Genomic DNA, 15,423 nt, shown 5'->3' on the forward strand with positions numbered 1-15,423 from the left:
GGGCCCATCTTTTCAGAGCCCAGTCCTGCTGGCGGCCTGGGTGGCGGGATCGCGCTGCTCAGGCGCTCTGCAGTTGCTTGAGCTGATCCTGCAGCCGTTGCTTGAGGCGCTGTTGCACCAGTGAGCAGAGGTCGGCCACCAGGTCGCCATCGGTGCTCCAGATGGTGCGTACGCCATCGCGTTGGCACCGCACCAGGCCAGCCCGCTGCAGCTGGCCCAGCTGGCGGCTGATGTGGGACTGGGAGAACCCGGTGGCCTCGATCAGCGAAGCCACATCCATCGGCCCCTGCCTGAGTTGGCAGAGCAGCTGTAGCCGTGCCGGCTCACTCAGCAGGCGGAAAAATTGGCTGTACTCCTCAAGCAGCTGGGGACTGGGCATGGACCCGGCGGCGTCCATCGTAGTCCTTTATGGCGATAGACTCATTGTAGCGTGCCCAGTTGCGGGGCAGGTCTGGGGGCGGTTTGCGCCCTTGCTGTGAAAATTTCACGCCCTATCCTGGGCCCATGCCTTCAGGCCCCCCATGCACTTCTGGGCCCCTGATACCGATCCAGTCCATCCCATGGATTGCACGCAGCCGGAGCGCTACGTGCTGCAACGGCTCAAGACCCAGGGCTTTCTCGCCATTGCTGCCGATGGTGTTCAGCTGGTGGATGTGGAAACCTCGCACCAGGCCCATTGGTTCCACACCCACGAAGCGGCCCTGCGGGCAGCCCTAGAGCTCAACGCCGAAGGCCGTGGCCCCTTCGACGTGGTGAAGCTGGAAGTGGACGTGCTTTGAGGGGGTGACGCTTGGGGTTTGCTCCAGGCGGGAATCGCCAACAAAAAAGCTCCTCAGTTGGACTGAGGAGCTTTTGTTCATGCCCTCGTGGGGCGTCGTTGGAGTTGGTGGCGGGGAGGAGATTTGAACTCCTGACCTTCGGGTTATGAGCCCGACGAGCTACCAGACTGCTCTACCCCGCGTCGACCCCTGAACCATACAACACGGCGTCCCCCCCAGGCAATGAAGGGCAGGATGGAGAGACGTCGACCCGCGGCAGGGCCGCTTCGCATGAATCGCTACCTCCGCTACGTGCGGTTTCCGTTCATCTGCTGCGTCATGGGCCTGGCCGTGATCTTTGTGGCCAAGGGTGGGTTTAGCCCCGCTGGGCTGCAGGCCGTGTGGGTCACCCTGGTGCTGCTGGCCCTGGAGATCAGCCTCTCCTTCGATAACGCCGTGGTGAACGCCCGCGTGCTGGAGAAGCTCACCCCCGGCCAGCAGAACTTCTTCCTCACCTGGGGCCTGGTGATCCCGGTGTTCGGGGTGCGCTTCCTCGGCCCTCTGGTGCTGGTGAGCCTGGCCGGTGGCATCGGCATCGGCGAAGCCCTGGATGCGGCCCTGCATCATCCGGAGCATTACCACGAGCTGCTTGAGCTGGCGGAGCCGCGGATTCTGGCCTTCGGGGGCATGTTTCTGCTGATGGTGTTCCTGCGTTATTTCTTTGATGAGGCCAAAACCTTGCACTGGGTCCAGGTGCTCGAGAAGCGCCTCAGCCAGGCGGGCAGGGTGCCGTCCCTGGAGGTGGCTGTGGCCCTGGTGATCCTGATGCTGGTGGCCACGGTGTTGCCGGGTCCCTTACGCAGCGACGTGCTGTTCGCTGGTTTGATCGGCCTGGTGCTGCAGATTCTCAGCACGTCACTGGCGGACGTCTTCGGCGGTGAGGAGGAAGCGGTGGGCCGAATGGCCGCCAGCGGCGGCCTGGCCAGTCTGGTGTATCTGGAGCTGCTCGATGCCTCCTTCAGTCTCGACGGCACCATCGGTGCCTTCGCCATCACCAGCGACCTAGGCCTGATCATGAGCGGTTTGGGCCTGGGAGCCCTGTTCATCCGCTCGCTCACGGTGATGCTCAGCCGGGAGAAGGCGCTCGACCAGCTCATCTATCTCGAGCACGGCGCTCACTACGCCATTGGGGCCCTCGGGTTGCTGATGCTCGCCGGTGTGGTGATCGGCCGCTGGGGCTGGCACGTGCCCGAGTGGCTGAGCGGCCTGATCGGTGTGGTGCTGCTGGTGTTGGCCCTCGGCGATTCGCTGCGCCACAGCCGGCGCCATCAGACCCTGCCCTCGTCCCACTGACGCCCCTCACACCCCATGGCCTTGCGACTGTTTCTCGATACGGCTGATCCCGAGGCCTGGGAGCAGTGGCTGCCCAGCGGGCTCTTCCATGGCGTCACCACCAACCCCACCCTGTTGCGGAGAGCCGGGCAGCCCTGCGATCTCGCCAGCCTGCAGGAGCTCAGTCTGCGAGCTCTGGAGCTGGGGGCCCGGGAGCTGCACCTCCAGGCCTGGGGGGATGATCTGGCCGGTTGTGGCGCAGCGCTGGCGGCGATCGCCCCTGGGCGCATCTGGGTGAAACTGCCGATCACCCGCTCGGGGGCCGAGGCGGCCAGGCTGTTGATGGCCGCCGGGGTGTCCATCACCTTCACGGCCTGCTACGAGCCGGCCCAGGTGTTACTGGCGGTGGCCCTGGGGGCCGATTATCTGGCCCCCTACCTTGGCCGCATCAGCGACCTGGGCCGCGATGGCCACACGGAGCTGATCCGCATGCAGCGCTGTGTGGATGGGCTGGCTTCTCCCCTGCGGTTGTTGGTGGCCAGCCTGCGCCAGCCCGACGACCTGGCCAGGCTGGCGGCCGAAGGCCTCAACACCTTCACCATCAGTCCGCCGATTGCTGAGGCGCTGTTCAGCTGTGGGGCCACAGAGGCGGCCGCCGCCCAGTTCGAGCGTGATGCCAGCGCTCTCTAACGGCCGTTATCGAAGCGCAGCTCGCCGTTCACCTCGAGCCTCACCCCCTCATTGGGCTGAAGGAAGGCCTGGCTCAGTTCCTCGAGGGTGAGGGGGGTGAGCCACTCCAGCTGCTTCATCAGGTGCAGGGCCACGGCGTGTTTGGCACGGCTGGCACCGTCCTCCACCTTGATGGCGAGGCCAAGACCTTCCCCCAAGCGGCTGAGGCACTGGATGCCTTCGGCGCCGCCCTTGCTGAGTACCTGGCCATGGCTCGAGCGCATCACTTCGGTGTCGAAGCGGCCACTGCCAGCCACCAGCTCGGGGTGGGCCAGCATGGCCCGGCTGAGCCGTTCCAGTTCGGCCTGCTCGGAGGCCCCCAGGTGGGCAAACAGCAGGGCCATCTGGGAGAGCTGTAGCTGCAGGGTGGGGGCGCCACAGTCGTCGCGGGCGGTTACCAGTTCAGCGCCTGGCATGCCCAGCAATTCCCCGACGCGCTTGAGCACTTGCTGTTGCAGGGGATGGTCGGTCTGCAGGTAGCTCTCCAGGGGCCAGTGCATGCGCCGGCAGGTGGCCAAGAAGGCGGCATGCTTGCCGGAGCAGTTGTGCTCCAGGGGGCTTTCCTTACCCCTGGGGGTGGGGCATTGCAGCTGTTCGGTGTCCAGGTCCGCCTTCCAGAGGATCTTGAAGGCCTCACGGGCCTGACTGGCTTCCCCGGCATGGGAGGCGCAGGCGATGGCCAGAGCCCGGTCGTCGCTGCCGGCTTGATCAGCGGCACCGCTGGCCACAAACACCTGGGCCTGGAAGGGTTTGAGCGCCGAGCGGATGAAGCTCAGCTGCTGGGGATCGCCGGCTCGCATCAGCACCCGGCCACGCTGGTCGCACACCACAGCGTGCACCCGATGCAGGGATTCAGCGATGCCGTTACGGGTGAGCCGCACCTCCAGCGGTGGCATGCCGGGACGGGCTGCGGAACCGAAGCTGCTCGAGAAGGTCATTGCGGGGCTGAGGGCTCGGCCCAGGCCGAAGCCGGTTGGCTCAAAGAGCCTGACAGAGGCTCGTCCCCACGAGCATCAGTGCCGCGGTGATGGCCATGGCCTGCTGCAGCCGCTCGAGCACGGGCTTCACCTCGTGGGTGGCCACTAGCAGATCCTGCTCGCGCCAGGCCAGGGGTTTTTCCCACACCTGGCCGTCGTACCAGCCTGATTCCTCGTAGTCCACCGCTGTGGCCATCAGGCGTTGTTGCAGGTTGGTCCAACCCAGCCACTGCCGCAGCAGCATCAGCAGGGGCACCACCAGGCCCGCCACGGCGCCGGCCACCACCAGGCGGGGCAGGTTGTGGCGTAGGGGCACGCTGCCACTGGCCACCAGCATCGTGAGCGGCAACACGATCAGCCAGCTGCGCACCAGGGGCACGGCCAACCCTTGGAAGCTGGCGTGGGGCCAGGTGAAAAACCACGACTGCTGCAGTTCGCGGTACTGCTCCAGGGGCCGCTGCTCAGGTGGCACCGGGCAGGCCTGGGTCTCGGCGATGGGTAGGTCCGGGGTGGGCTCCGGCGCGGGCATGGAGGGCCCGGCCTCAGGCCGGCGCAGCGTTTTCGGAGCCTAGGTAGGCCTCCTTCTCGCCGTGGCCCCAGAAGGATTCCAGGTCGTAGTAGCGGCGCTCATCGGGGGTGAGGGCATGCACGATCACTTCGCCGTAATCGAGCAGCACCCAACGGCCCTCGGTCTGCCCTTCACGGCGCAGGGGCAACCGGCCGGTGCTCTCCTCGATCTTGTCCTCCACGGAGCGGGCAATGGCCCGCACCTGCACATCGGAGAGGCCCGTGGCGATCACGAACCAGTCCGCCAGGGAGGACACCTCCTCCACCCGGATCAGCAGGATGTCAACGGCCTTGCGGTCGTCACAGGCTTCAGCAGCCAGAAGTGCCAGAGCCCTGGTGTCGGCCTCAGCCATAGACGTTCTCGCTGCTCACGGATTGACGGGAGCCCTGCTGCTGAGCCATCTCAGCCCGGGCCTTACCGGCACTCTTGCGCAGCGCCTCCAGCCGGTCTTCGTAGAAGCCGCGCTTTTTCTTTTTGCGGCTCTGCTCCACCAGCTCCTTGAGGGCGCCACCGAGGCTCTTGTAAGCGTTGGGCAGGGTGTAGCCGAAGCGGCAGGCCAGATCGATGGCCCGTTCATCGGCGGCGATGGCGTCCTGCAGCCGCTTCTCCGAGTTGTTCTTGAGGTAGAGGCGGTAGCCGGCAAAGCCCGAGAGGCCCAGGGCCATCACCAGCAGCAGCCCGTCCTGCACCCAGAGCTCGCCGATGGCGCCGCCCAGGCCGATGGCCAGGGCCGCCATCTCCCAGCCGTCGCGGGGGACTGCATCGTTCTGCACCCGACCCACCTCATGCCAGAACAGCAGGTTGCGGTGATCCAGGGCCAGCAGATCCCACTTCTGCAGATCCAGCTGGATTTCCACCTCATCGCGGCCGATCTCCTCGATCGTGATCAAGGGGGGATCCGCGGAGGCGGCGGCTTCCACAAACACCCAGCTCTGCATCTCGGGAGGCAGCAGCCCCTTCAGGCGCTGGAGTTCGCTCATGAAGTCGTCACCGGTGTATCGGTGCTCACCCTAGCCATGGCTTGAAGCCAGGCCACGCCAGCGTTGGACTGCGTGAAGCACTGCTGCGTGAGAGGCTAGCCAGGTTTGGCCGCCGCCCCTCTGCCCATGCCCCGTCGCACGGATCTGCGTCGCATCCTGCTGCTGGGTTCGGGTCCGATCGTGATCGGCCAGGCCTGTGAATTCGACTACTCCGGCACCCAGGCCTGCAAGGCGCTGCGGGCCGAGGGTTTTGAAGTGGTGCTGGTGAACAGCAACCCCGCTTCGATCATGACCGATCCGGACATGGCGGATCGCACCTACATCGAGCCCCTCACTCCCGAGGTGGTGCGGCGGGTGATTGAGCAGGAGCGGCCCGATGCCCTGCTGCCCACCATGGGCGGCCAGACCGCCCTCAACCTGGCGGTGGCCCTGGCCAGAGACGGCACCCTCGAGCAGTTCGGCGTGGAGCTGATCGGCGCCAACCTGCAGGCGATCGAAAAGGCGGAAGACCGTGACCTGTTCAAGCAGGCCATGGAGCGCATCGGCGTGGCCGTGTGCCCCTCGGGCATCGCCACCACTCTGGAAGAGGCCGAGGCGGTGGGTGAGCAGATCGGCGGCTACCCGCGCATCATTCGCCCGGCCTTCACTCTGGGGGGCAGCGGTGGGGGCATCGCCTACAACCCCGAGGAATTCCGGGCCATCTGCCTCAGCGGGCTCGATGCCAGCCCCGCCAATCAGATCCTGATTGAGAAGTCGCTGCTGGGCTGGAAGGAATTCGAGCTCGAGGTGATGCGCGACACCGCCGACAACGTGGTGATTGTGTGCTCGATCGAGAACCTCGATCCCATGGGGGTGCACACCGGTGACTCGATCACCGTGGCCCCGGCCCAGACCCTCACCGACCGGGAATACCAGCGGCTGCGCGATCAATCGATCGCTATCATCCGCGAGATCGGTGTGGACACCGGCGGCAGCAACATCCAGTTCGCCATCAACCCCGCCAATGGCGATGTGGTGGTGATCGAGATGAACCCGCGGGTGAGCCGCAGTTCAGCGCTGGCCTCCAAGGCCACCGGTTTCCCGATTGCCAAGATCGCCGCCCGCCTGGCGGTGGGCTACACCCTCGACGAAATCCTCAACGACATCACCGGCAAAACCCCGGCCTGCTTCGAGCCCACGATTGATTACGTGGTCACGAAGATTCCGCGCTTCGCTTTCGAGAAGTTCCGCGGCAGCCCGGCGGTGCTCACCACGGCCATGAAGTCCGTGGGTGAGGCGATGGCCATCGGCCGCAGTTTTGAGGAGTCGTTCCAGAAGGCCTTGCGCTCCCTGGAAACCGGCCATGCCGGCTGGGGCTGTGATCGCCCGGACGCCACTCCTGAGCGGGTCGAGCTGGATCGGGAACTCCGCACCCCTGCGCCCGACCGCATCTTTGCGGTTCGCACCGCGATGGTAGCCGGCTATAGCGATGCCGCTATTCATCGGCTGAGTGCCATCGATCCCTGGTTCCTGGCCAAGCTGCGCCGAATCATCGAGGCCGAGCAACGGTTGCTGCAGGGCCATTCCCTCAATCAGCTCACGGCACCGGCCCTGCTGGAGCTCAAGCAACTCGGTTTCTCCGACCGCCAGATCGCCTGGGCCACGGGCACCAAGGAGCTGGATGTGCGCCGCTACCGCCAGGGCCTAGGGGTGAACGCCGTGTTCAAGACCGTGGACACCTGCGCGGCTGAATTCGCCTCCACCACCCCGTATCACTACGCCACCTACGAGCGGCCGCTGGAGCGGCTCCACGCCGATGGCAGCCTCGAGTTGCTCAGCCCCGAGAGCGAGGTGCAGCCGGAAACCCGCCGCAAGGTGATGATCCTGGGGGGCGGCCCCAACCGCATCGGCCAGGGCATCGAGTTTGACTACTGCTGCGTGCACGCCTCCTTCGCCCTGCAGGCGGAGGGCTACGCCACGGTGATGGTGAACAGCAATCCCGAAACGGTGTCGACCGATTACGACACCAGCGATCGCCTCTATTTCGAGCCCCTCACCCTCGAGGACGTGCTCAACGTGATTGAGGCCGAGAAGCCCGAGGGGGTGATTGTGCAGTTCGGCGGCCAGACCCCGCTCAAGCTCGCCATCCCGTTGCTGCGCTGGCTGGAGTCGAGCGAGGGCCGGGCCACCGGCACCCGGTTGTGGGGCACCTCGCCCGAGTCGATCGATATGGCGGAGGACCGCGAGCAGTTCGAGGCGATCCTGCGCCGGCTGGAGATCCGCCAGCCCCGCAATGGCCTGGCCAGAACCGATGCCGAAGCCAGAGCGGTGGCCGCGGCTGTGGGCTATCCCGTGGTGGTGCGTCCCAGCTATGTGCTCGGCGGCCGCGCCATGGAGGTGGTGTTCGATGAGCAGGAGCTCAACCGCTACATGGTGGAAGCGGTGAACGTGGAGCCGGATCACCCGGTGCTGATCGACCAGTACTTGGAGAACGCCACCGAAGTGGATGTGGATGCCCTCTGTGATGCCACCGGTCGGGTGGTGATCGCTGGCCTGATGGAGCACATCGAGCCGGCCGGCATCCACTCCGGCGACTCCGCCTGTGCCCTGCCGGCGGTGAGCCTCGATCAGCAGGCCCTGGCCACCATTAAGCAGTGGAGCGAAGCCCTAGCCCTGGCCCTGAAGGTGAACGGCCTGATCAACCTCCAGTTCGCCGTCAAGGACGGCGAGGTGTTCATCATCGAGGCCAACCCCCGTGCCTCCCGCACCGTTCCGTTCGTGGCCAAGGCCACCGGCGTGCCCCTGGCCAAGGTGGCCAGCCAGATCATGGCCGGCAAGACCCTCGAGCAGATCGGCCTCACGGCCGAGCCGGTGCCGCCACTGCAGGCGGTGAAGGAGGCGGTGTTGCCCTTCAAGCGCTTCCCCGGTGCGGACTCGCTGCTGGGTCCGGAGATGCGCAGCACCGGTGAGGTGATGGGCACGGCCCAGAGCTTCGGCCTGGCCTACGCCAAGGCGGAACTGGGGGCTGGCGAGGCCCTGCCCACCAGTGGGGTGGTGTTCCTCTCCACCCACGACCGCGACAAGGCGGCCCTGGTGCCCGTGGCCCGGCGCCTGGCGGAGCTGGGCTTCCAGCTGATCGCCACTGAGGGCACAGCCGTGGCGCTGCGGGCGGCGGGCCTCACGGTGGACTCGATCCTCAAGGTGCACGAGGGGCGCCCCAACATCGAGGACGCCATTCGCTCCGGCAGCATCCAGCTGGTGATCAATACGCCGGTGGGCCGGCAGGCCGCCCACGACGACAAGTACCTGCGCCGTGCCGCTATCGACTATGCGGTACCTGCCGTGACCACTCTCGCCGGTGCCCGTGCCGCGGTGGAGGCCATCACCGCCCTCCAGGGTGAACCCATGGCCGTGACGGCCCTGCAGGACATCCACCCCACGGCTGCTCGGTAGGGTTGGCCCAACTGCCGATCCCTCCGTGACCGTTGCCCCCACCAGCGCCATCTCCCCGGGAACCGATTGCACCGCTGCCTTCCGCGCTGCCTACGAGAACCGCTACACCTGGGACCCTGGGTTTGCCGGCTACCAGGGCCGCTGTGTCTGGGAGCAGGCGGGCGAGGGTGGTGAACCCGATCGCCGCGCTGAGGGCCGTTTCCAGGTGGGCGCTGATCTCAAGGCCACGGTGGAGGGCATCGACGACGAGGAGGTGCACAAGGCTGTGGCCTCCCAACTGTGGGAGGTGGCCATTCACCGCGTGCGCCGCAGCTTCGAGCAAACCCACGGTGCCAATACCTTCACCGCCGGTGACAGCGATGCCGTGGGCACCGAAGTGATCGTGGGCGGCAAAAATGAAGGGGATCGCTACCGCATCCACAACGACGTGGTGACGATGGTGCATCGCCACATCCACGGCACCGTGGTGACGATCTACACCGAGAGCACCACCGACACCGGTAGCGGTTACCTCAGCCACACCTACTCGAGCCAGTACGCCGATCCCGCCACCGGGGCGGCCCGCGGCGGCAAGAGCCAGTTCACCGACACCTTCGTGCCGCTTACCGAGGCTGGCCCCTGGGTGCTGAGCGAGCGGGTGGTGGCCACGGAGGCCCATGGTGAGTCCCCCGCCGGCCGTCAAGTGTTCCGCTTCGAGGATCTCCAGCCCCTGGGCTGAGGCTCAGTTCGGCATGGTCACGAATTCCTCGGCCACCGTGGGATGCAGGGCCATGGTGCGGTCGAAGTCGGCCTTGGTGGCGCCCATGCCGATGGCGATGGCGGCCATCTGAATGATTTCGGCCGCGTGGTCGCCCACCATGTGGCAGCCCAGCACCTTGCCACTGGCCCGCTCCACCACCAGCTTGAGCAGCACCCGCGGCCCCCTTGCCGGCAGGGCCTGGCTCATGGGCCGGAAGCGGGCGCGGTGCACCTGCACGCCCTCCACGCCGAAGCGCTCGATGGCCTGTTCTTCGCTGAGGCCCACACCGGAGAGCTCCGGCTGAGAGAACACGGCACTCGCCACTAGGTCGTGGTTGACCTGACGTGGTTTGTTGCCCCAGAGTGTGTCAGCCAGAGCCCTGCCTTCATCAATGGCAACTGGTGTGAGGTTGATGCGGTCGGTCACGTCTCCTACCGCGTAGATGTGGGCCACGTTGGTGCGCTGATCGGCATTCACGGGGATTCGGTGCCCTTCACGGGCCACACCGGCTGCCTCGAGGTTGAGTCCGTCCAGAAAGGGGCGCCGTCCGGTGGCTAGCAGCACGCCATGGCAGCTGATCCGCTCACCGCTCTGGCTGATCACGGTGAGATCCCCGGGTCTGCCTTCGATGGCGGCGGGGCTGTGGCTGAAGCGGATCTCGATGCCATCGGCCTGCATGGCCTCCTGCACGGCTCGGCTGGCCTCCAGGTCAAAGCCCCGCAGGAGATGGTCGCCGCGCACCAGCTGGGTGACCTGCACCCCCAGGCCGTGGAGGATGCAGGCGAACTCGCAGGCGATGAAGCCCGCACCCACCACCACGACCCGTTCGGGGAAGCGCTCGAGCTCAAACATGTCGTCGCTCACCCAGCCCAGGTCCGCCCCGGGGATGGCGGGGCGGTGGGGCTGCCCACCCACGGCGATCAGGATGCGCTCCGCCTGGAGCTGGCGCAGCTCCAGGCCAGTGGCGTCCTGCACAGCCACCGTATGGGTATCGGCAAAGCGCCCCCAGCCGCGCACCAGCTCCACATCCGCCTTCTCCAGAAAGCCGATGTGGAGCTGATTGAGCCGATCCACCTCGGCGCGCACCTTGGCCAGTAGCACGGCGCTGTCGTGCTGGCTCTCGCCGATGGTCCAGCCATAGCTGGCGGCATCGTGCAGGTGGTGGCCCATGGCCGACCCGTACACCAGTAGCTTCTTGGGTACGCAGCCACGGATCACACAGGTGCCGCCCACGCGGTCACCTTCCACGATCGCTACCCGGGCCCCATGGGAGGCAGCCCGCTTGGCTGCGGCCAGTCCACCGGAGCCGGCTCCGATCACGATCAGGTCGTAAGTGGCGCTCATGGGGTTTGGGGCGGCGGATGAACGGTGGACGTCACGCTATGGCGTGATCTCGGGTGGCAGCAGGGCCTCCGCCAGCTTGGCTCCGTTCAGGAGGGCAACGCTGAGGTCGGCGGCTCAGATCGAGGCTTTGCGGTGCCGGGCTCGAACCCGGGGCATCACAGGATGGCGGCGAGGGCGTCCAGCTGTTGGCGGCGGGTGGCCAGCAGCAGCGTTTCGGCCTGGGCCATCAACTGGAACACCGATTGATCAATCACGTCGTAGTACACCAGGGAGCCCTCGGGCCGGCGCTGCACCACGCCGGCGATGGTGAGCAGTTTCAGGTGCTTGGACACCAGGGCCTGACTCAGGCCAGTTTTGTCCACCACTGCCGTGACATTGAGGGGGCCGCTGCGCAGGGCTTCGAGAACGACCAGCCGGTTGGGCTCGGAGAACACTTTGAAGTATTCGGCCAGGGCTTCCATGGGTGCCGGTGCGGGAGGGAGCGCGGGCGGCGCTTGGGGCGAGGCGCCCACCTTAACGCAGATTTGCGCTAGCGCATCAAAGTAGAACAGGCTTACCGTGTTTTACTGCTATTACGAAGATGTTATGTCGTTGGCTTGTTGCTTTTGTGTCCGCATCGACTGGTTTGCTTGCGCCGCCGCCATCGACAGCTGGTCCATGACCGCCACCGCGCCGCACCTGCGCGAGGGCCTGCTCAGCCCGCGCTCCTCTGGGGCGATCGGCTGATGGTGGCTGTTGCGCTGTCCACCCTCAAGCGGGGGCCTGGCCGTTTGCCCGTCAGCGCTGCCACGGTGCTGTTCAGGGGAGCCATTCACGCCTTGGCGCCGGTGGCTCTGTTGCAGCGCTCCTGGAGCCCAACGGCACTGCTGGTGCTGTCTCCATCCAGAGCTGCAGCACACGTCCCCTGAACACTGGTTGATCCGCAGCATTGCTGCGGTGTTCGACCCTGAGCAGCGCCGGCTGGCTAGCGGATCGCGGCTGGTCTAACTTCAACGCCCCTTGGCGTGGCTACGGTCCGGAGGTAGCGGCCCGGGTTCGGTTGTGCTGCTCTCCGCCTCTCGGCCGATCGCGAGCCTTAGTGCTGCTGAAGCCCTGGCGGCCCTTCGCAGCGCCCCCGAGGGGCTCAGCGCAGCGGAGGCCATCCAGCGCCTCGAGCGCTTTGGCGCGAACCAGTTGCCCCCGATCCAGCGCAGACCCCTGCTATGGCGCTTCACTGATCAGCTGCGCCATTTCATGGCGCTGCTCCTCTGGGCGGCCGGTGGCATGGCCTTTCAGGCCGGCACTCCCGAGCTGGGCTGGGCGATCTGGAGCGTGGTGCTGATCAACGCCATCTTCAGTTTCTGGCAGGAATTTCAGGCCGAGCGCACCTTGCTGGCCCTCACCCAGGTGCTGCCGCGGCAGGTGCGGGGCTGGCGGGATGGCGCCCTGATGGCCGTGGCTGCCGACACCCTGGTGCCTGGCGATCTGATCGACCTGGAGGAAGGGGATCATGTGCCTGCCGATTGCCGGGTGTTGCAGGCGGCGGGGCTCTATTTGGATGTGTCGGTGCTTACCGGTGAGTCGCTCCCGGTGGCTCGCAGCAGTGAGTCGGTGGCCCAGAGGCTGAAGACCTCCGAAGCCCAGAACCTGTTGCCGGCTGGTACCACCGTGGCGGCCGGCCGGGCGCGAGCCCTCGTGTACGCCACCGGCGCAGAGACGGAATTCGGCCAGGTTGCTCACCTCACCGCCAGCACCGTGCGCTCCCCCAGCACCCTGGAGCTGCAGGTGGGTCGCATCGTCCACACCATCACCACCATCGCAGTGTCGATGGGGGCACTCACCTTCCTGGCCAGCCTGCTGTTCGTGGGTATGACGCCGCTGGAGAGCCTGGTATTCGCCATTGGCATCATCGTGGCCAATGTCCCGGAGGGCCTGCTCCCCACGGTGACCCTGGCCCTGGCCCTGGCGGTGCAGCGCATGGCCCGGGAGAACGCCTTGGTGCGCCGTCTGTCGGCGGTGGAAACCCTCGGTGCGGTCACTGTGGTCTGCACCGATAAGACCGGCACGCTCACGGCCAATGCCATGGCGGTTCGGGATACCTGGACCACCAATCCAGCCCTGCTGCTGCTGGGCTCGGCCCTGTGCTCCAACGCCTCCCTGGGGGTTGGCGATCCCACGGAAACGGCTCTGTTGCAGGCGGCGATGCAGGCCGGCATCAACCTGGAGCAGGAACGGCAACGGTTGCAGCGCCTGCAGGAGTTGCCGTTCGATTCCGAGCGCCGCATGATGACGGTGCTGTTGCAGTGGTCGTGGGACTCCCGTTGGCCGGAGCCGGTGGAGCTCATGGCCTTCACCAAGGGCGCGCCGCTGGAGGTGCTCAACCGTTGCGATCGCTGGCTCAAGGCCGGTCAGGCCGTGCCGATCACGGCCGCCGATCGCGATGTGGTCGTGTCGGCCAACGATGTGATGGCCCGCCAGGGCTATCGCGTGCTCGCCCTGGCCTGTCGGCCCATGGCCACGGCGCTGCCGCAGCTGGAGCAGCAGCTGGTGTTTGTGGGGCTGGTGGGGCTCTACGACCCGCCGCGGCAGGGGGTTCCCCAGGCGATTGCCGCCTGCCACAGCGCGGGCATCAAGGTCACCATGGTGACCGGCGACTATGGCCTCACGGCCCAGGCCATCGCCCGCCAGATCGGGCTGCTCGATGGCCCGGCCCATGGGGGTGCCGACCCGGTGCGGGTGATCAACGGCGACGATCTGGAGCGCCTCAGTGATGTGCAGCTGCGCCAGGTGATCAAGTACCGCTCCCGCCTGGTGTTTGCCCGCATGGCGCCCGACCAGAAGCTCCGGCTGGTGCAGGCCTACAAGGCTCTCGGTGAGGTGGTGGCCGTGACCGGCGATGGCGTGAACGACGCCCCCGCCCTGCGGGCGGCGGATGTGGGTCTGGCCATGGGGCGGAACGGCACCGCCGTGGCCCGCGAAGCCGCCGACATCGTTCTGCTCGACGACAACTTCGCCACGATCGTGAGTGCGGTGCGCCACGGCCGTGCCGTGTATCAGAACATCCGCAAATTCATCACTTACATCCTGGCTTCGAACGTGCCCGAGGTGGCTCCGTTCCTGGCGATGCTCACCCTGCGGATTCCAGCGGCGCTCACGGTGCTCCAGATTTTGGCGGTGGACCTGGGCACCGATCTGTTGCCGGCTCTGGGCCTGGGGGCTGAGCAGCCAGAGCCGGATGTGATGGCCGCGCCGCCGCGGCGGGTGGGGGAGGCAATGCTGAATCGGCCCTTGATGCTGCGGGCCTACCTGTTCCTAGGGCTGCTGGAAGCTGTATTCGCCATGGCGGGCTATCTGCTCACCTGGCGGAGCCATGGCATTGGCTTGCGGGAGTTGCAGCAGTTGGCCCCGGAACTGCTGCGCCACACGGCCTCGGCCCCGGTGTTGGCCATCCAGCGCCAGGCCTCCGCCGTGACCCTGGGGGCGATTGTGTTCGGCCAGATTGGCACCCTGCTGGCCTGCCGCTCCGATTGGAAGTCGATTCGCAGCTTGCCGCTGCGGGCCAATCCCTGGATTTGGCTGGGGATCGGCAGTGAACTACTCGTTTATGGCGGGTTGCTGTTCATCCCGGTGGTTGCTAATACCTTCCAGCTCGCACCGATTCCGCCAGAGTTGTGGTGGTGGTTGCTGATCTGCACCCCAGCACTGCTGCTGGCTGATGAAGCTCGCAAAGGGTGGGTGCGCCGTTCCCGGAGACCGGGCCGATGAGCCGCATAGCTCCGCTGTGGAGGGATCGCCGCGAGGCTGGCCGGCAGCTGGCCAGATTGTTGGCGGCCTGGCGCGGCCACCCGCAGGCCCTGGTGATCGGCTTGCCCCGCGGCGGCGTGGCCGTGGCGGCCGAAGTGGCCGAACAGCTCCATCTCCCCTTGGCCAGCTGGGCCGTGCGCAAGCTGGCCCACCCCGCCGCGCCAGAGGTGGCCGTGGGTGCGATTGCTCCTGGCGGGGTGCTGATCTGGGATGAGCCCTACCTGCGCCAGGTCCACCTCGACCCGTTACTGCGCCGTCAGCTGGTGGCCCAGCAGGACGATGAATTGCGTCGTCGCCAGCGTCTTTTTGGTGATCCACTGGTTTCGTCTCTGCGGGGGCGCCCGTTGCTGGTGGTCGACGACGGCGTCGCCACAGGTCTCACTGTGCGTGCGGCGCTGCAGTCGTTACGGCAGGCCACGCCGTCCCACTTGGTGTTGGCGGTGCCGGTGATTGATCAGTTGGTGGCAGCGCGCCTGCGCCCCCTAGTGGATGACCTGGTGGCCCTGGCTGAAGTGGATGGTTTGATGGCCGTGGGCGCCTGGTACGAGCGCTTTGAGCAGCTCGATGACGCCCAGGTGAAGGTCCTTATGGACGCTGGTAAGCGGGATCAACCCAGCAGCGAGGCAGCAATTCCTCCGAGGGGAACAGCAGGTCAGCTTTGAGGAAAGCGTCGGGGTCTTGCAGTTCCTCCCCGGCATGGAGCCTGCCCTGAACGGCTGTGGAGAAGGGATCAAAGAGCTGTTGAAGATTGATCACTTCCACCAAGGAGCCGTCCTGGCGG

At 66.5% G+C, this 15,423-nt stretch carries 15 protein-coding genes and 1 tRNA gene; 8 read left to right on the forward strand and 8 right to left on the reverse strand.

Going from position 1 to position 15,423, the window contains the following annotated elements; translation table 11 throughout:
* Positions 1 to 58 precede the first annotated feature (58 nt).
* Entirely contained in the window at positions 59 to 379 is a 321-nt protein-coding gene (locus KBZ14_RS10470) for an ArsR/SmtB family transcription factor (protein WP_255118276.1), read from the reverse strand.
* 142 nt (positions 380 to 521) lie between these two features.
* Here KBZ14_RS10470 and KBZ14_RS10475 point away from each other — a divergent pair, with 142 nt between their 5' ends.
* The gene (locus tag KBZ14_RS10475; RefSeq protein WP_255118277.1) at positions 522 to 779 is read left to right on the forward strand and encodes a hypothetical protein; all 258 of its coding nucleotides are present in this window, start codon (positions 522 to 524) and stop codon (positions 777 to 779) included.
* A gap of 105 nt (positions 780 to 884) precedes the next feature.
* Here the strand turns inward: KBZ14_RS10475 and KBZ14_RS10480 are convergent.
* Positions 885 to 961, reverse strand: a tRNA-Met gene (locus KBZ14_RS10480).
* 88 nt (positions 962 to 1,049) lie between these two features.
* Between KBZ14_RS10480 and KBZ14_RS10485 the strand changes: the two genes are divergently transcribed.
* Both KBZ14_RS10485 and KBZ14_RS10490 read left to right on the forward strand, forming a co-directional pair.
* Positions 1,050 to 2,111 carry a DUF475 domain-containing protein gene (locus KBZ14_RS10485; protein WP_255118278.1) on the forward strand — a complete coding sequence of 354 codons (1,062 nt, stop codon included), beginning with the start codon at positions 1,050 to 1,052 and terminating at the stop codon, positions 2,109 to 2,111.
* Between the two features lie 15 nt (positions 2,112 to 2,126).
* On the forward strand, positions 2,127 to 2,780 hold the full coding sequence (locus KBZ14_RS10490) for a transaldolase family protein (protein ID WP_255118279.1): 654 nt from the start codon (positions 2,127 to 2,129) through the stop codon (positions 2,778 to 2,780).
* Here the strand turns inward: KBZ14_RS10490 and KBZ14_RS10495 are convergent.
* Genes KBZ14_RS10495 through KBZ14_RS10510 form a run of 4 tightly spaced genes read right to left on the reverse strand, consistent with a single transcriptional unit; the run spans position 2,777 to position 5,344 of the window.
* Positions 2,777 to 3,757: an asparaginase gene (locus tag KBZ14_RS10495; RefSeq protein ID WP_255118280.1), complete on the reverse strand. Its 981-nt coding sequence runs from the start codon at positions 3,755 to 3,757 to the stop codon at positions 2,777 to 2,779. The genes KBZ14_RS10490 and KBZ14_RS10495 overlap by 4 nt on opposite strands.
* Positions 3,758 to 3,797: 40 nt before the next feature.
* Entirely contained in the window at positions 3,798 to 4,325 is a 528-nt protein-coding gene (locus KBZ14_RS10500; protein WP_255118281.1) for a CGLD27 family protein, read from the reverse strand.
* Between the two features lie 13 nt (positions 4,326 to 4,338).
* Positions 4,339 to 4,716: a ribosome silencing factor gene (rsfS, locus tag KBZ14_RS10505; RefSeq protein ID WP_255118282.1), complete on the reverse strand. Its 378-nt coding sequence runs from the start codon at positions 4,714 to 4,716 to the stop codon at positions 4,339 to 4,341.
* Positions 4,709 to 5,344 (reverse strand): DUF3318 domain-containing protein, encoded by a 636-nt coding sequence (locus KBZ14_RS10510; RefSeq protein ID WP_255118283.1) that lies wholly within the window; start codon positions 5,342 to 5,344, stop codon positions 4,709 to 4,711. The genes rsfS and KBZ14_RS10510 overlap by 8 nt, the downstream gene beginning before the upstream one ends.
* A gap of 126 nt (positions 5,345 to 5,470) precedes the next feature.
* Between KBZ14_RS10510 and carB the strand changes: the two genes are divergently transcribed.
* Both carB and KBZ14_RS10520 read left to right on the forward strand, forming a co-directional pair.
* Positions 5,471 to 8,776 carry a carbamoyl-phosphate synthase large subunit gene (carB, locus tag KBZ14_RS10515; protein ID WP_255118284.1) on the forward strand — a complete coding sequence of 1,102 codons (3,306 nt, stop codon included), beginning with the start codon at positions 5,471 to 5,473 and terminating at the stop codon, positions 8,774 to 8,776.
* Between the two features lie 25 nt (positions 8,777 to 8,801).
* On the forward strand, positions 8,802 to 9,494 hold the full coding sequence (locus KBZ14_RS10520; RefSeq protein WP_255118285.1) for a DUF3386 domain-containing protein: 693 nt from the start codon (positions 8,802 to 8,804) through the stop codon (positions 9,492 to 9,494).
* 3 nt (positions 9,495 to 9,497) lie between these two features.
* On the opposite strand, the gene gorA is transcribed toward KBZ14_RS10520, so the two are convergent.
* Both gorA and KBZ14_RS10530 read right to left on the reverse strand, forming a co-directional pair.
* Positions 9,498 to 10,859: a glutathione-disulfide reductase gene (gene gorA, locus KBZ14_RS10525; protein WP_255118286.1), complete on the reverse strand. Its 1,362-nt coding sequence runs from the start codon at positions 10,857 to 10,859 to the stop codon at positions 9,498 to 9,500.
* A gap of 155 nt (positions 10,860 to 11,014) precedes the next feature.
* Positions 11,015 to 11,320 (reverse strand): ArsR/SmtB family transcription factor, encoded by a 306-nt coding sequence (locus tag KBZ14_RS10530; RefSeq protein ID WP_399210756.1) that lies wholly within the window; start codon positions 11,318 to 11,320, stop codon positions 11,015 to 11,017.
* Positions 11,321 to 11,584: 264 nt separating this feature from the next.
* Between KBZ14_RS10530 and KBZ14_RS10535 the strand changes: the two genes are divergently transcribed.
* The 3 genes from KBZ14_RS10535 to KBZ14_RS10545 all read left to right on the forward strand — a co-directional run bounded on the left by KBZ14_RS10535 (position 11,585) and on the right by KBZ14_RS10545 (position 15,304).
* Complete coding sequence (locus KBZ14_RS10535) at positions 11,585 to 11,767, forward strand: hypothetical protein (protein WP_255118288.1); 183 nt, start codon at positions 11,585 to 11,587, stop codon at positions 11,765 to 11,767.
* A 133-nt stretch (positions 11,768 to 11,900) separates the two neighbouring features.
* Positions 11,901 to 14,603, forward strand: a complete 2,703-nt coding sequence (locus KBZ14_RS10540; RefSeq protein ID WP_255118289.1) for a cation-translocating P-type ATPase — start codon at positions 11,901 to 11,903, stop codon at positions 14,601 to 14,603.
* Positions 14,600 to 15,304 (forward strand): phosphoribosyltransferase, encoded by a 705-nt coding sequence (locus KBZ14_RS10545; RefSeq protein ID WP_255118290.1) that lies wholly within the window; start codon positions 14,600 to 14,602, stop codon positions 15,302 to 15,304. The genes KBZ14_RS10540 and KBZ14_RS10545 overlap by 4 nt, the downstream gene beginning before the upstream one ends.
* Positions 15,305 to 15,423: the final 119 nt, after the last annotated feature.

Origin of the sequence: Synechococcus sp. HJ21-Hayes (assembly GCF_024345835.1) — a bacterium.
Lineage (GTDB): Bacteria > Cyanobacteriota > Cyanobacteriia > PCC-6307 > Cyanobiaceae > Vulcanococcus.

Excerpts from the sequence above, each read along its gene's own strand:
- KBZ14_RS10470 (WP_255118276.1), bottom strand. The coding sequence starts at position 379 with ATGCCCAGTCCCCAGCTGCTTGAGGAGTACAGCCAATTTTTCCGCCTG.
- KBZ14_RS10475 (WP_255118277.1), top strand. The coding sequence starts at position 522 with ATGCACTTCTGGGCCCCTGATACCGATCCAGTCCATCCCATGGATTGC.
- KBZ14_RS10485 (WP_255118278.1), top strand. The coding sequence starts at position 1,050 with ATGAATCGCTACCTCCGCTACGTGCGGTTTCCGTTCATCTGCTGCGTC.
- KBZ14_RS10490 (WP_255118279.1), top strand. The coding sequence starts at position 2,127 with ATGGCCTTGCGACTGTTTCTCGATACGGCTGATCCCGAGGCCTGGGAG.
- KBZ14_RS10495 (WP_255118280.1), bottom strand. The coding sequence starts at position 3,757 with ATGACCTTCTCGAGCAGCTTCGGTTCCGCAGCCCGTCCCGGCATGCCA.
- KBZ14_RS10500 (WP_255118281.1), bottom strand. The coding sequence starts at position 4,325 with ATGCCCGCGCCGGAGCCCACCCCGGACCTACCCATCGCCGAGACCCAG.
- rsfS (WP_255118282.1), bottom strand. The coding sequence starts at position 4,716 with ATGGCTGAGGCCGACACCAGGGCTCTGGCACTTCTGGCTGCTGAAGCC.
- KBZ14_RS10510 (WP_255118283.1), bottom strand. The coding sequence starts at position 5,344 with ATGAGCGAACTCCAGCGCCTGAAGGGGCTGCTGCCTCCCGAGATGCAG.
- carB (WP_255118284.1), top strand. The coding sequence starts at position 5,471 with ATGCCCCGTCGCACGGATCTGCGTCGCATCCTGCTGCTGGGTTCGGGT.
- gorA (WP_255118286.1), bottom strand. The coding sequence starts at position 10,859 with ATGAGCGCCACTTACGACCTGATCGTGATCGGAGCCGGCTCCGGTGGA.
- KBZ14_RS10530 (WP_399210756.1), bottom strand. The coding sequence starts at position 11,320 with ATGGAAGCCCTGGCCGAATACTTCAAAGTGTTCTCCGAGCCCAACCGG.
- KBZ14_RS10535 (WP_255118288.1), top strand. The coding sequence starts at position 11,585 with ATGGTGGCTGTTGCGCTGTCCACCCTCAAGCGGGGGCCTGGCCGTTTG.
- KBZ14_RS10545 (WP_255118290.1), top strand. The coding sequence starts at position 14,600 with ATGAGCCGCATAGCTCCGCTGTGGAGGGATCGCCGCGAGGCTGGCCGG.